Here is a 14,238-nt window from a genome sequence, read left to right as displayed (position 1 = left end):
CCTGGCCCATCCCCGGCCCGCGGGAGCTGCCGCCGATCTCGGGCAGGAGTTTGACATGCACGGCGACACGCGGGACCAGTCCACACCGGTGGCCGACAGCCACGACGCAGCGGTCGCGGAATCCGCCGGACGGATGGATTCTGACACTCGGACGGATCCGGCGATGCCGGCGCCGCGGGCCGCCGGGGCGGTCCGCACCGAGCCGGCCGAAGCGGCCCGACAACCCGGGGCCGAGGAGGGCCGGACCGCGGCACCGCGCAGGCGCACCACCACCACGCGCCGCGCCGCCGCCACCGCGAAGGCCACCGCCGACGCCGCCGGGACCGCCGGGACCACCGCCGAGGGCACCTCCGGCGCCGCGCCGCGCAAGGCCTCCGCCCGCAAGCCCGCCGCCCGCAAGACGACAGAGAGCGACACCGTGATCGGCCGCATCCCCGTCCTGGACGTCAGCCCCCTCGTCGACTCCGGCCGCCGCCCGGCCAAGGCCGTCGTCGGCGAGACCTTCCTGGTCACCGCGACCGTGTTCCGCGAGGGCCACGACGCCGTCAACGCCAACGTGGTGCTGCGCGACCCGCGCGGCCGCGGCGGCCCGTGGACGCCGATGCGCGAGCTGGCCGAGGGCACCGACCGCTGGGGCGCGCACGTCACCCCGACCGCGTCCGGCCGCTGGTCGTACCTGGTCGAGGCGTGGAGCGACCCGGTCGCCACCTGGCGCCGGACCGCCGCCGTGAAGCTGCCCGCCGGGATCGACACCGCGCTGGTCCTGGAGGACGGCGCCCGGCTGCTGGAGCAGGCCGCGGTCGGCGTGCCGAAGAAGGAGGGCCGCGCGCACGTGCTGGCCGCCGCCGACGCACTGCGCGACCCCGGCCTGCCGCCGCTGTCCCGGCTGGCCGCCGCACTCGCCCCCGAGGTGCTGGACCTGCTGGCCCGGTACCCGCTGCGCGAACTGCTCAGCGCCTCCCGCCCGCTGCCGCTCCAGGTGGACCGCGAGCGCGCGCTGTACGGCTCCTGGTACGAGTTCTTCCCCCGCTCGGAGGGCGCGGTGGTGGATCCGGGCGGCGTCGAGCCGCCGCGTTCGGGCACCCTGCGCACCGCCGCCGAGCGGCTGCCGGCCGTCGCCGCGATGGGCTTCGACGTGGTCTACCTGCCGCCGGTGCACCCGATCGGACGAGCCTTCCGCAAGGGGCCGGACAACGCCCTGACGGCCGGTCCGCACGACGTCGGCTCGCCCTGGGCGATCGGCTCCCCCGAGGGCGGCCACGACGCCGTCCACCCCGACCTCGGCACGATCGAGGACTTCGACCACTTCGTCGCCGAGGCCGAGGCCCTGCACCTGGAGGTGGCGCTGGACTTCGCCCTCCAGTGCTCCCCCGACCACCCGTGGGTGAACAAGCACCCGGAATGGTTCAGCCACCGCGGGGACGGCACCATCGCGTACGCCGAGAACCCGCCGAAGAAGTACCAGGACATCTATCCGATCAACTTCGACCAGGACATGGAAGGAATCGTCAAGGAAACCATCCGGATCCTCCGGTTCTGGATGTCCCACGGCGTTCGGATCTTCCGGGTCGACAACCCGCACACCAAACCGGTGGCGTTCTGGGAGAAGGTGCTCGCCGACATCGCCCGCACCGACCCGGACGTCGTCTTCCTGGCGGAGGCCTTCACCCGGCCCGCGATGATGCACACCCTGGGGAAGATCGGTTTCCACCAGTCGTACACGTACTTCACCTGGCGCACCACCAAGCCGGAACTCACCGAGTACCTCACCGAACTCACCGGTGACGCCGCCGCCTACATGCGGCCCAACTTCTTCGCCAACACCCCGGACATCCTGCACGGCTACCTCCAGCACGGCGGCCGCGCCGCATTCGCGATCCGCGCCGTGCTCGCCGCCACCCTCGCCCCCAGCTACGGCGTCTACGCCGGCTTCGAGCTGTACGAGGACGAGCCGGCCCACCCCGGCTCCGAGGAGTACCTGCACTCGGAGAAGTACGAGCTGCGCCCGCGCGACTGGACCCGCACCGACTCCCTCGCCCCGCTGCTCACCGTGCTGAACCGGCTGCGCCGGCGCCACCCGGCCCTCCAGCAGCTGCGCAACCTGCGCTTCCACCCCACGGACAACGACCAGGTGCTCGCCTACTCCAAGACCGCGACCACCCCCGAGGGCCTCACCGACCAGGTCGTCACCGTGGTCAACCTCGACCCGCACCACGTCCAGGAGGCCACCGTCACCCTCGACGGCGACGGCCCGTACGCGGTGCACGACGAGCTCACCGGCGCCGTCTACACCTGGGGCCGGCACAACTACGTCCGGCTCGATCCCTCAGCCGAGCCGGCTCACCTCCTCACGGTTCGGAGGAACCCAGCGTGACTGTGAACGAGCCCGTCCCCGACACCTTCCCGGAGACCTCGAAGAAGAACCTGGACCCGGAGTGGTTCAAGCGTGCGGTCTTCTACGAGGTGCTGGTGCGGTCCTTCCAGGACAGCAACGGCGACGGGGTCGGGGACCTGAAGGGGCTCACCACCAAACTCGACTACCTGCAGTGGCTCGGGGTCGACTGCCTCTGGCTCCCGCCGTTCTTCGCCTCGCCGCTGCGCGACGGCGGGTACGACGTGGCCGACTACAAGTCGGTGCTGCCGGAGTTCGGCGACCTCGCCGACTTCATGGAGTTCGTCGACGCCGCGCACGCCCGCGGCATGCGCGTGATCATCGACTTCGTCATGAACCACACCAGCGACCAGCACCCGTGGTTCCAGGCCTCCCGGACGGACCCGGACGGCCCGTACGGCGACTTCTACATGTGGGCCGACGACGACAAGCAGTACCCGGACGCCCGGATCATCTTCGTCGACACCGAGACCTCCAACTGGACCTACGACCCGGTCCGCAAGCAGTACTTCTGGCACCGGTTCTTCTCCCACCAGCCGGACCTCAACTACGACAACCCCCGCGTCCAGCAGGAGATGATCGCCGGACTGCGGTTCTGGCTCGACCTCGGCATCGACGGCTTCCGGCTGGACGCGGTGCCGTACCTGTTCGCCCGCGAGGGCACCAACTGCGAGAACCTGCCGGAGACCCACGAGTTCCTCCAGCGGGTCCGCAAGGAGATCGACGCCGACTACCCCGACACCGTGCTGCTGGCCGAGGCCAACCAGTGGCCCGAGGACGTCGTCGACTACTTCGGCGACTTCACCGCGGGCGGCGACGAGTGCCACATGGCCTTCCACTTCCCGGTGATGCCCCGGATCTTCATGGCCGTGCGGCGGGAGTCCCGCTACCCGGTGTCGGAGATCCTCAGCAAGACCCCGCAGATCCCCGGCGGCTGCCAGTGGGGCATCTTCCTGCGCAACCACGACGAGCTGACCCTGGAGATGGTCACCGACGAGGAGCGCGACTACATGTACGCGGAGTACGCCAAGGACCCCCGGATGCGCGCCAACGTGGGCATCCGCCGCCGGCTCGCCCCGCTGCTGGAGAACGACCGCAACCAGATCGAGCTGTTCACCGCCCTGCTGTTCTCGCTGCCCGGCTCGCCGGTCCTCTACTACGGGGACGAGATCGGCATGGGCGACAACATCTGGCTGGGCGACCGGGACGGCGTGCGCACGCCGATGCAGTGGACCCCGGACCGCAACGCGGGTTTCTCCTCCGCCGACCCGGGCAGGCTCAGTCTGCCGCCCATCATGGACCCGGTGTACGGCTACCAGGTGACCAACGTCGAGGCACAGCAGAGCAGTTCGAGCTCGCTGCTGCACTGGACGCGTCGCATGATCGAGATCCGCAAGCTCAATCCGGCGTTCGGCCTCGGCACGTACACCGAACTGCCCTCCAGCAACCCCGCCGTGCTGGCCTTCGTGCGCGAACACGAGGGGGACCTGGTCATGTGCGTGAACAACTTCTCGCGGTTCGCGCAGCCGACCGAGCTGGACCTGCGGCAGTACGGCGGACGGTACCCGGTCGAGCTGATCGGCGGGGTGCGCTTCCCCTCCATCGGCGAGTGGCCCTACCTGCTCACGCTGGCCGGCCACGGCTTCTACTGGTTCCAGCTCCGGCAGCCGCCGCGGCTGAGCGGGACCAGGCGCTCGAAGTAACGATCCGCCACACCCTGCCACACAGCACCACCAGACCCTCCGGGGGCGCGAGTTGAACCCCTGCGCCCCCGGAGTTCTCTGCACCGCCGCGTACGGAGAACAGCCCAACGGCCACCCACACGAAGGCGTGACACCTGAGCCCCGCTCGCGTGCCGCCGCCGCCGCGCCGCCGAAATCCGGAAGACTGACGGACCCGGCCAGACCCGTCGGGCAGTCCGCCCGCTTCCGGGGAAAGGGAGTCATGTCCGAAACCTCCCGTTCTCAAGCCCATGTGCAGCAGGATGCCCCCGCCGACCCCGCCGCACCGGCGGGCGCGCGGAGCACCGGGGCCCGGAGAGCCGCCCTGGGGGTCAGCGAACTCGTCCAGGCCGCGCTGCCGCTGATCGCCGAGTGGCTCCCCACCCAGCGGTGGTACGCCGGAAAGGGACGGCCCATCACCGGCCTCACCCCGATGGTCGGAACCCCGCTCCAGGTCGGCGACCCCGCCCTGCTGCACCTGCTGCTGCGGGTCGAGCACGCCACCACGGTCGGCGCCCCGCACGGCGACATCTACCAACTCCTGCTCGGCATCCGCTCGGACGGGCACGCGGACATCGAGCCCAGCGCCGTGCTCGGCCGGCTCAGCCAGGGCCCGTACGACGGCGCGGCGCTCTACGACGCCGTCCACGACCCCGAACTCACCGGGCGGCTGCTGGAACACCTCGCCACCGGCGACCGGTTCGGCTCGCTGTCCTTCCGCCGCACCCCCGGCTCCGGGCTCCCCGCCAACCTCCCCGGCCGCGCCTCCACCGCCGAGCAGTCCAACAGCTCGGTCATCTACGGCACCTCGTACATCCTCAAGCTGTTCCGCCGCATCCACCCCGGCACCAACCCCGACCTCGAACTCTCCCTCGCCCTCTCCCGGGCCGGCTCCACCCGGATCCCCCGGGTCGCCGCCTGGTTCGAGAGCCGGCTGGAACGCGCCGAACCCGCCACCCTCGGGCTGCTCCAGCGCTACCTGCCGGACGCCGAGGACGGCTGGGAGCTCGCCCTCGACCAGGTCGGCCGACTCAAGGGCGACCCCTCCCCCGGCAACTTCGCCATCGAGGCCCACCGGCTCGGCCGGGCCACCGCCGAAGTCCACCGGGTCCTGGCCCGCTCGATGCCGGTCGCCCGGCTCGACCGCGCCCAGACCAGCCGGCTCGCCACCACCATGGCCGACCGGCTGGACAGCGCCGTCGCCGCCGTCCCCGGCCTGCTGCGCTACCGGGCCGCACTGCGCACCGCCTTCCAGCAACTCGCCGACGCCCACCCCGACGGCCTGCCCGTCCAGCGCATCCACGGCGACCTGCACCTCGGACAGGCCATGCGCACCCCGCACGGCTGGGTGCTGCTGGACTTCGAGGGCGAACCCGCCAAATCCGTCAACGAACGCCGCGAACCGCAGCCCGCGCTACGCGACGTCGCCGCGATGCTCCGCTCCTTCGACTACGCGGCCGCCCACCTGCTGGCCGGCGGCCCGGTCGACCCGGAACTCGCCCACCTCGCCGCCGCCTGGGCCCAGCGCAACCGCACCGCCTTCTGCGCCGGCTACACCGCCGGCGGCGGCGCCGACCCGGCGGCCTCACCGGAGCTGATGCGGGCCCTGGAGATCGACAAGGCGGTGTACGAGGTCGTGTACGAGGCCCGGCACCGGCCGAGCTGGCTGCCGATCCCGCTCGCCGCGATCAACCGGCTCGCCCTCACCGTCTGACCGCCCCGGCCCCGCCCGCACCCCCTGGCCTGCCCGCATCCCCTGCCCCACCCGCACCCCCGGTTCCGCCGCCCTGGAGTTAGCCCACCCCCCGTCGCAGGAGGACCCAGCCGTGACGCCGCTCGACCCGCCCGGCCGCACCACCCGCCCCGTCCCGGCCACCTTCCTGGCCGGCCCGGACTCGCCCCGGCCCGAGCCCGTCCCGGCCGAGGAGTCCGCGCCGGCCGGCGAGCCCGTGCCGGCCGCGGAGTCCGCACCGGTCACGGCTCCGCCCACGGCCTCGCTGCGCCTGCCCGAGGCGCCGCTGCCGCCGTCCGAGGTGGACCGGCTGGTCGGCGGGCAGCACCACGACCCGCACGCCCTGCTCGGCGCGCACCCGGTGCACGGCGGCACCGCGATCCGGGTGCTGCGCCCGTTCGCCGAGCGGGTGGTCGTCGAGACCACCCAGGGCCCGGCCGAACTCACCCATCAGCAGGGCGGGTTGTTCACCGGGCTGGTGGCCGGCGCCGACACCGTGGACTACCGGCTGCTGGTGACCTACCCCGGCGGCGAGCCGCTGGCCCAGCACGACGGCTACCGCACACCGCCCACCCTCGGCGAACTCGACCTGCACCTGATCTCCGAAGGCCGGCACGAGCAGCTGTGGCGGGCCCTCGGCTCGCACGTGCGCACCGTCGACGGCGTCGCCGGCACCGCCTTCGCGGTCTGGGCGCCGAACGCCGTCGGCGTCCGGCTGATCGGCGACTTCAACCACTGGGACGGCACCGGGCACCCGATGCGCTCGCTCGGCTCGTCCGGCATCTGGGAGCTCTTCGTCCCGGGCCTCGCCGAGGGCGCCGCGTACAAGTACGAGATCCACACCCGGCAGGGCTGGGTGCTCGACAAGGCCGACCCGCTCGCCCGGGCCGCCCAGTGCCCGCCCGCCACCGCCTCGGTGGTCACCTCCTCCGACCACCGCTGGCAGGACGGCGAGTGGATGGCCCGCCGGGCCCGCGCCGCGCACCACCGGGCGCCGATGTCCGTCTACGAGCTGCACCTGGCCTCCTGGCGGCCCGACCTCACCAGCTACCGCGCCATCGCCGAGGAACTGCCGCGCTACCTCAAGGAGTTGAACTTCACCCACGTGGAGTTCATGCCGGTCATGGAGCACCCCTTCGGCGGCTCCTGGGGCTACCAGGTGTCCGGCTACTACGCCCCCACCGCCCGGCTCGGCAGCCCCGACGACTTCCGCCACCTGGTCGACACCCTGCACCGGCACGGCATCGGCGTGATCGTCGACTGGGTGCCCGCCCACTTCCCCAAGGACGCCTTCGCGCTCGCCCGCTTCGACGGCGAGCCGCTGTACGAGCCGGCCGACCCGCTGCGCGCCGAGCACCCCGACTGGGGAACCCTGGAGTTCGACTACGGCCGCACGGAGGTGCGCAACTTCCTCGTCGCCAACGCGGTCTACTGGTGCGAGGAGTTCCACATCGACGGCCTGCGGGTGGACGCCGTCGCCTCGATGCTCTACCTCGACTACTCCCGCGAGGGCGGCGCCTGGACGCCCAACCAGCACGGCGGCCGGGAGAACCCGGACGCGGCCGCGTTCCTGCAGGAGATGAACGCCACCGTCTACCGGCGCTGCCCCGGCGTGGTCACCATCGCCGAGGAGTCCACCGCCTGGGACGGCGTCACCCGCCCCACCGACGCCGGCGGCCTCGGCTTCGGGCTCAAGTGGAACATGGGCTGGATGCACGACTCGCTGGTCTACATGTCCAAGGAGCCGGTGCACCGCAAGTTCCACCACAACGAGATCACCTTCTCGATGGTGTACGCCTACTCGGAGAACTACGTCCTGCCGATCTCGCACGACGAGGTGGTGCACGGCAAGCAGGCGCTGGTCTCCAAGATGCCCGGCGACTGGTGGCAGCAGCGCGCCAACCACCGCGCCTACCTGGGCTTCATGTGGTCCCACCCGGGCAAGCAACTGCTCTTCATGGGACAGGAGTTCGCCCAGGGCGCGGAATGGGACCACGAACAGGGCCCGCAGTGGTGGGTGCTCGACGAGCAGTGGCCCGCCCACCAGGACCACCACGGCGTCCGCCGGCTGGTCCGCGACCTCAACCGGCACTACCTGGACACCCCCGCCCTATGGGAACGGGACACCACCCCGGACGGCTTCCGCTGGCTCGACGGCGGCGCCGCCGAGGACAACCTGCTCTCCTTCGTCCGGTACGCGGCCGACGGCTCGCCGCTGGTCGCGGTCTGCAACTTCTCCCCCGTCGTCCGGCACGGCCACCGGGTCGGCCTGCCCGACCTGGACGGCCGCGACCAGCTGTGGGAGGAACTGCTCAACACCGACGCCGAGGCCTACGGCGGCGGCGGCATCGGCAACTCCCACCCGGTCAAGGCCGAACCGACCCCCTGGCACGACCAGCCCCGCTCCGCCGAACTGGTCCTCCCACCGCTCGCCACCCTCTGGCTCCGCCCGGCCCGCTGAGGGCCTGAGCACCTGAGTGTCTGAGGGCCTGAGCATCTGAGGGCCTGCCCGGCCGGGCAGGCCCTCAGCTCGGTGCCGACACCGGGAAGCCGAGATCCTCCGCGGCCCTGCCCAGCTCGCGGTCGTAGGTGATGAACTCGGTCAGCTCCGTGCGGAACGGGTCCGCGCTGGCCAGGTGCAACGCGTCCAGCGAGCCGAGGCTCGGAGTGCGGTAGGAGAGCGCCCGGGCGAGCACCGCGCTGCTGAGGTCGACCTGGTGGCTGCCCCGGAGCGCCTGGTCCACGTAGTAGGGGACCTGCTGGTGGGCCAGGCCCGCGCGGAGCAGGGTGCGGGTGATCTCCAGCCGGGCCAGCGCGCTGGTGATCAGCTCGGTCCCGGCGGGCAGCGCCTGCCGCCACGCCCGCAGTGCGGCCGTCTCCGGCTCCGGCTTGATGAACTTCAGCAGCGCGCAGGAGTCGAGGTAGATCAACGGTTCCGCTCCCGTTCGCGGTCTTCCACCAGCAGGTCCGAGAGGCTGCCGATGTCCGGCAGCAGGTCGAGGGCCAGCTCGGGCATGCCCTCCTCGGCGGGCGGGGTGACCTCGCCGGCCGCGATCATACGTTCGAGGGTCGTCGCCGGGGGTTCCTCCGGCACCAGCCTCAGCACGGGCCGCCCGCGGTCGGTGACGACGATCGTCGCGCCGGCCCGGACCCGCGCGACCGCCTTGGACGGGTTCTGGTTGAGCTCACGCAGTCCCATGGTCTCCATGCCTTCCAATGTAACTACATTATGTAGGTACATCAAGGGCGGGCCGCGGCGCAAACCCCGAGCCCGGGACGTTCAGCCCTTGCCCCCGCCGGGCCGCTCTGCTCGCGGACGCCCGTTCGTGGTGCGAAGGTATGGTCGATATGGCCATATTCCGAGACGACGGGACGGAGACACCCACGTGGCGCGCAGCGTGTACGTGACCGGTATCGACCGGGGGGACGGCCGGCAGGCGGTCGAACTCGGGGTCATGGAACTGCTCACCCGCCAGGTGGACCGGGTCGGGGTGTTCCGGCCGCTGGTGCACGCGCACGCGGGAGCACCTGCCGGCCGCCGGGCCGGGGGCGAGCCGGGCTCGGACCACGTGGTGGAACTGCTGCGCGGCCGGTACCGGATCGACCTGCCGAGTTCCGAGCTGTACGGGCTCAGCTACGAGGAGGCCGCCGCGCTGCAGGCCGCCCAGGGGCAGGACGAGCTGGTCTCCACCCTGGTCGACCGCTTCCGCGCGCTGGAGCGGCGCTGCCAGGCGGTGCTGGTCCTCGGCACCGACTTCGCCGACACCAACATCCCGGACGAGCTGGCCTTCAACGCCCGGCTGGCCAACGAGTTCGGCGCCGCCGTGCTGCCGGTGGTCGGCGGGCACGCCGAGGACCCGGAGGCCGTCATCGCCGAGGTCCGCAACGCCCACCGGGCGTTCACCGACCTGGGCTGCGAGACCCTGGCGATGATCGCCAACCGGGTCGCCCCGGGCGCCAAGCAGCGGATCCAGCGCAAGCTCACCGAGAAGCTGCCGATCCCCGCCTACGTCATCCCGGAGGAGCCGGCGCTGGCCGCGCCGACCGTCGCCCAACTGGTCGAGACGACCGGCGCCGAGGTCCTGCTCGGGGACGCCGCCGGCCTGGCCCGGGACGTCCGCGGCTTCGTCTTCGGCGGCGCCATGCTGCCCACCTTCCTGGACGCCCTGACCGAGGGCGCCCTGGTCGTCACCCCCGGGGACCGCGCCGACCTGGTGATCGGCTCGCTGGCCGCGCACGCCGCCGGCGCCCCGCCGATCGCCGGCGTGCTGCTGACGCTCGGCCAGCACCCCGGCCCGAACGTGATGGCGCTGGCCGCCCGGCTCGCCCCCGGCACCCCGGTCGCGGTCGTCCCGGAGGGCAGCTGGCCGACCGCCGCGACCCTCACCCACCTGGAGGGCAAGCTCACCGCGGCCAGTCCGCGGAAGGCCGAGATCGCCCTCGGACTGTTCGAACTGCATGTCGACACGGCCGAGTTGACCAACCTGATCGAGGTCGGCCGGTCCGAACGCGTCACCCCGATGATGTTCGAGCACGCGCTGCTGGAGCGGGCCCGGGCAAGCCGGCGGCACGTCGTCCTGCCGGAGGGCACCGAGGAGCGGGTGCTGCGCGCGGCCGAGATCCTGCTGCGCCGCAACATCTGCGACCTCACCCTGCTCGGCGAGGCCGACGCGGTGCGCCGCAAGGCCGCGGGCCTCGGCATCGACCTCCCGCAGGAACAGCCGGGCGGCGACCGCGCCCAGGTCCGGATCGTCGACCCGACCACCAGCCCGCTGCGCCGCCAGTTCGCCGAGCTGTACGCCCGGCTGCGCGCCCACAAGGGGATGACCGTCGAGCTGGCGCTGGACGTGGTCACCGACGTCTCGTACTTCGGCACCCTGATGGTCCAGGAGGGCATCGCGGACGGCATGGTCTCCGGCGCGGTGCACTCCACCGCCGCGACCATCCGGCCCGCCTTCGAGGTGATCAAGACCTCGCCGGGCGCGGCCATCGTGTCGAGCGTCTTCTTCATGTGCCTGGCCGACAAGGTGCTGGTGTACGGCGACTGCGCGGTCAACCCCGACCCGGACGCCCAGCAGCTGGCCGACATCGCGATCCAGTCCGCCGCCACCGCCGCCCAGTTCGGGGTGGAGCCGCGGGTCGCGATGCTCTCGTACTCGACCGGCACCTCCGGCTCCGGCGCGGACGTCGACAAGGTCCGCAAGGCCACCGAGCTGGTCCGCGAGCTGCGGCCGGACATCCTGGTCGAGGGCCCGATCCAGTACGACGCGGCGGTGGACGCCCACGTCGCGGCCACCAAGCTGCCGGGCTCCGCGGTGGCGGGCCGGGCGACCGTGCTGATCTTCCCGGACCTCAACACCGGCAACAACACCTACAAGGCGGTCCAGCGCTCGGCGGGCGCGGTGGCGGTCGGCCCCGTCCTCCAGGGCCTGCGCAAGCCCGTCAACGACCTCTCGCGCGGCGCGCTGGTCCAGGACATCGTCAACACCGTCGCGATCACCGCCATCCAGGCCCAGGACGACAAGGAGTCGCAGGCATGAGCGATGGAACGCGCGTTCTCGTGCTGAACGCCGGCTCGTCGTCGGTGAAGTACCAGCTGATCGACATGCTGGACGGTGCCCGGCTGGCCTCCGGCCTGGTGGAGCGGATCGGCGAGCCCGGCGGGCGGCTGGTGCACACCCCGCACGCGGGCGGGCCGCGCGAGCTGCCGCAGCTCTTCCCGGACCACTCCGCCGCCCTGAAGGCCGTCGCCGAGGAGCTGGCCGCCGACGGCCTCGGGCTGGACTCCCCCGAGCTGGCCGCGATCGGCCACCGGGTGGTGCACGGCGGCAAGCGGTTCACCGAGCCGACCGTGGTCACCGACGACGTGCTCAAGGAGATCCGCCGGCTGATCCCGGTCGCGCCGCTGCACAACCCGGCCAACATCACCGGCATCGAGGTGGCCCGCGCGCTGCGCCCGGACCTCCCCCAGGTGGCCGTCTTCGACACCGCCTTCCACGCCTCGATGCCCGAGTTCTCGGCCCGGTACGCGATCGACAAGGCCGTGGCCGACGAGCACCGGGTGCGCCGCTACGGCTTCCACGGCACCTCGCACCAGTACGTCTCGCGGGCCACCGCCCGGCTGCTCGGCAAGGACCCGGCCGAGGTGAACGTGATCGTGCTGCACCTGGGCAACGGTGCCTCCGCCTCGGCGGTCGCCGGCGGTCGCTGCCTGGACACCTCGATGGGCCTGACCCCGCTGGAGGGCCTGGTCATGGGCACCCGTTCGGGCGACATCGACGCCGGTGTGGTGTTCCACCTGCACCGGGTGGGCGGGCTGTCGATCGACGAGATCGACGACCTGCTCAACCGCCGCAGCGGTCTGCGCGGCCTGTGCGGCGACAACGACATGCGCGAGATCATGCGCCGGGCCGAGGCCGGGGACGCCGACGCGAAGCTCGCCTTCGACGCGTACATCCACCGGCTGCGCAAGTACATCGGCGGCTACTACGCCGTGCTCGGCCGGGTGGACGCGATCGCGTTCACCGCGGGCGTCGGGGAGAACGCGGCGCCGGTACGCGCGGCGGCCACCGCCGGGCTGGACGAACTGGGCATCGCGGTCGACCCCGAGCTGAACTCGGTGCGCTCCGGCGAGGCCCGGATCATCTCACCCGCGTACGCCCGGGTGGCGGTCGCCGTGGTGCCCACCGACGAGGAACTGGAGATCGCCCGACAGGCCTTCGCCCTGGTCCACCGGCCGTCTGGGGACTGACTGGACGCCGTCTCGCCCCTCGGGATCCTTCGTTGGCGATTCCTCACGATTCGTGCCGAATGCACCTATAACACGAACGGATAGACTGATCCATATGCGCCGAGCGAAAATTGTCTGCACCCTGGGTCCGGCGACGGACTCCTACGAACAGCTGAAGGCCATCGTCGAGGCGGGCATGAACGTCGCCCGACTGAACATGAGCCACGGCAACCACGCGGACCACGAGGAGCGGTACCGCAAGGTCCGCCAGGTCTCGGAGGACACCGGCAAGGCCATCGGCGTCCTGGCCGACCTCCAGGGTCCCAAGATCCGTCTGGCGACCTTCGCCAACGGCCCGGTGACCGTCGACAACGGCGACGAGTTCACCATCACCACCGAGGACGTCCCCGGTGACCAGCACATCTGCGGCACCACCTACAAGGGCCTGCCCGGCGACGTCAAGCCCGGCGACCCGATCCTGATCAACGACGGCGTCATCGCCCTGGAGGTCGTCAGCGTCGACGGCCCGCGGGTGAAGACCGTGGTGATCGAGGGCGGCGTGCTCTCGAACAACAAGGGCATCAACCTGCCCGGCGCGGCCGTGAACGTGCCCGCCCTGTCCGAGAAGGACAAGGACGACCTGCGCTTCTCGCTGCGCCTGGGCGTCGACATGGTCGCCCTGTCCTTCGTCCGCAACGCGGACGACGTCAAGGACGTCCACGAGGTCATGGACGAGGTCGGCATCCGCGTGCCGGTCATCGCCAAGATCGAGAAGCCGCAGGCCGTCGAGGCCATGGAGGAGATCGTCCTCGCCTTCGACGCCATCATGGTCGCCCGCGGCGACCTGGCCGTCGAGTACCCGCTGGAGCGGGTGCCGCTGGTCCAGAAGCAGCTGATCACGCTGGCCCGCCGCAACGCCAAGCCCGTCATCGTCGCCACCCAGATGATGGAGTCGATGATCCACGCCTCGCGCCCCACCCGCGCCGAGGTCTCCGACGTCGCCAACGCCATCCTGGACGGCACCGACGCGGTCATGCTGTCCGCCGAGTCGAGCGTCGGCAAGTACCCGATCGAGACCGTCCGCACCATGAGCCGGATCGCCGAGAGGGCCGAGGAGGAGCTGCTGTCCCAGGGCCTCCAGCCGCTCAACCCGGGCCGCAAGCCGCGCACCCAGGGCGGCTCGATCGCCCGCGCCGCGTGCGAGCTGGGCGACTTCCTGAACGGCCAGGCGCTGGTCGCGTTCACCAAGTCCGGTGACACCGCCCGCCGCCTGTCCCGCTACCGTTCGCCGATCCCGGTGATCGCGTTCACCCCGGACGTCGCCACCCGCAACCAGCTCTCGCTGAGCTGGGGCGTCGAGGCGCACGTCACCGAGCAGGTCGGGTCCACCGACGCGATGGTCGCCCAGGTCGACCGCGAGCTGCTCAGCATGGGCCAGCTCGCCGAGGGCGCGACCGTCATCGTCACCGCCGGCTCGCCCCCCGGCATCCCCGGCAACACCAACATGGTCCAGGTGCACCACCTGGGCACCCGGGGCGAGTAACACCCCGTGGCACCGACGCCCCGGGCGGGGGGAGTCCGTGGGGTGGCGGCCCCCGCGGGGGGTCTGGGGCTAGCCCCCCCCCCCGGGCGCGCGGCCGGGGGCCAGTCAGGCGGGTAGCGC

9 protein-coding genes are annotated in these 14,238 nt (G+C 72.1%); 7 read left to right on the top strand and 2 right to left on the bottom strand.

Annotation, left to right across the window (positions count from 1 at the left end):
- Nucleotides 1–418: 418 nt before the first annotated feature.
- The 4 genes from ACFV6I_RS10015 (at nt 419) to glgB (ending at nt 8,306) form a co-directional block, all read left to right on the top strand.
- On the top strand, nt 419–2,374 hold the full coding sequence (locus ACFV6I_RS10015; protein WP_380424284.1) for an alpha-1,4-glucan--maltose-1-phosphate maltosyltransferase: 1,956 nt from the start codon (nt 419–421) through the stop codon (nt 2,372–2,374).
- A complete protein-coding gene (gene treS / locus ACFV6I_RS10010; protein WP_063347760.1) occupies nt 2,371–4,095 on the top strand; it encodes a maltose alpha-D-glucosyltransferase in 1,725 nt (574 codons plus the stop codon). The genes ACFV6I_RS10015 and treS overlap by 4 nt, the downstream gene beginning before the upstream one ends.
- Nucleotides 4,096–4,336: 241 nt before the next feature.
- Nucleotides 4,337–5,827, top strand: coding sequence for a phosphotransferase (locus ACFV6I_RS10005; protein WP_380336691.1), 1,491 nt, complete (start codon nt 4,337–4,339; stop codon nt 5,825–5,827).
- Between the two features lie 112 nt (nt 5,828–5,939).
- Entirely contained in the window at nt 5,940–8,306 is a 2,367-nt protein-coding gene (gene glgB / locus ACFV6I_RS10000; protein WP_079135617.1) for a 1,4-alpha-glucan branching enzyme, read from the top strand.
- A 64-nt stretch (nt 8,307–8,370) separates the two neighbouring features.
- Here the strand turns inward: glgB and ACFV6I_RS09995 are convergent, their stop codons facing one another.
- Nucleotides 8,371–8,775, bottom strand: a complete 405-nt coding sequence (locus tag ACFV6I_RS09995; protein ID WP_380424266.1) for a type II toxin-antitoxin system VapC family toxin — start codon at nt 8,773–8,775, stop codon at nt 8,371–8,373.
- Nucleotides 8,772–9,053, bottom strand: coding sequence for a type II toxin-antitoxin system Phd/YefM family antitoxin (locus ACFV6I_RS09990; RefSeq protein ID WP_063347763.1), 282 nt, complete (start codon nt 9,051–9,053; stop codon nt 8,772–8,774). Before ACFV6I_RS09990 ends, ACFV6I_RS09995 begins: the two co-directional genes overlap by 4 nt.
- Nucleotides 9,054–9,231: 178 nt before the next feature.
- On the opposite strand from ACFV6I_RS09990, the gene pta reads away from it, so the two are divergent.
- The 3 genes from pta to pyk all read left to right on the top strand — a co-directional run bounded on the left by pta (nt 9,232) and on the right by pyk (nt 14,118).
- Nucleotides 9,232–11,385: a phosphate acetyltransferase gene (pta, locus tag ACFV6I_RS09985; RefSeq protein WP_380336700.1), complete on the top strand. Its 2,154-nt coding sequence runs from the start codon at nt 9,232–9,234 to the stop codon at nt 11,383–11,385.
- Nucleotides 11,382–12,596 (top strand): acetate kinase, encoded by a 1,215-nt coding sequence (locus ACFV6I_RS09980; protein ID WP_380380820.1) that lies wholly within the window; start codon nt 11,382–11,384, stop codon nt 12,594–12,596. The genes pta and ACFV6I_RS09980 overlap by 4 nt, the downstream gene beginning before the upstream one ends.
- A 94-nt stretch (nt 12,597–12,690) precedes the next feature.
- Complete coding sequence (pyk, locus tag ACFV6I_RS09975; RefSeq protein ID WP_063347766.1) at nt 12,691–14,118, top strand: pyruvate kinase; 1,428 nt, start codon at nt 12,691–12,693, stop codon at nt 14,116–14,118.
- Nucleotides 14,119–14,238: the final 120 nt, after the last annotated feature.

It is taken from the genome of Kitasatospora sp. NPDC059803 (assembly GCF_042732255.1).
GTDB lineage: Bacteria > Actinomycetota > Actinomycetes > Streptomycetales > Streptomycetaceae > Kitasatospora.
The sequence above is the reverse complement of the archived record's forward strand: the minus strand, read 5'-3'. Positions and strand labels throughout refer to the sequence as shown.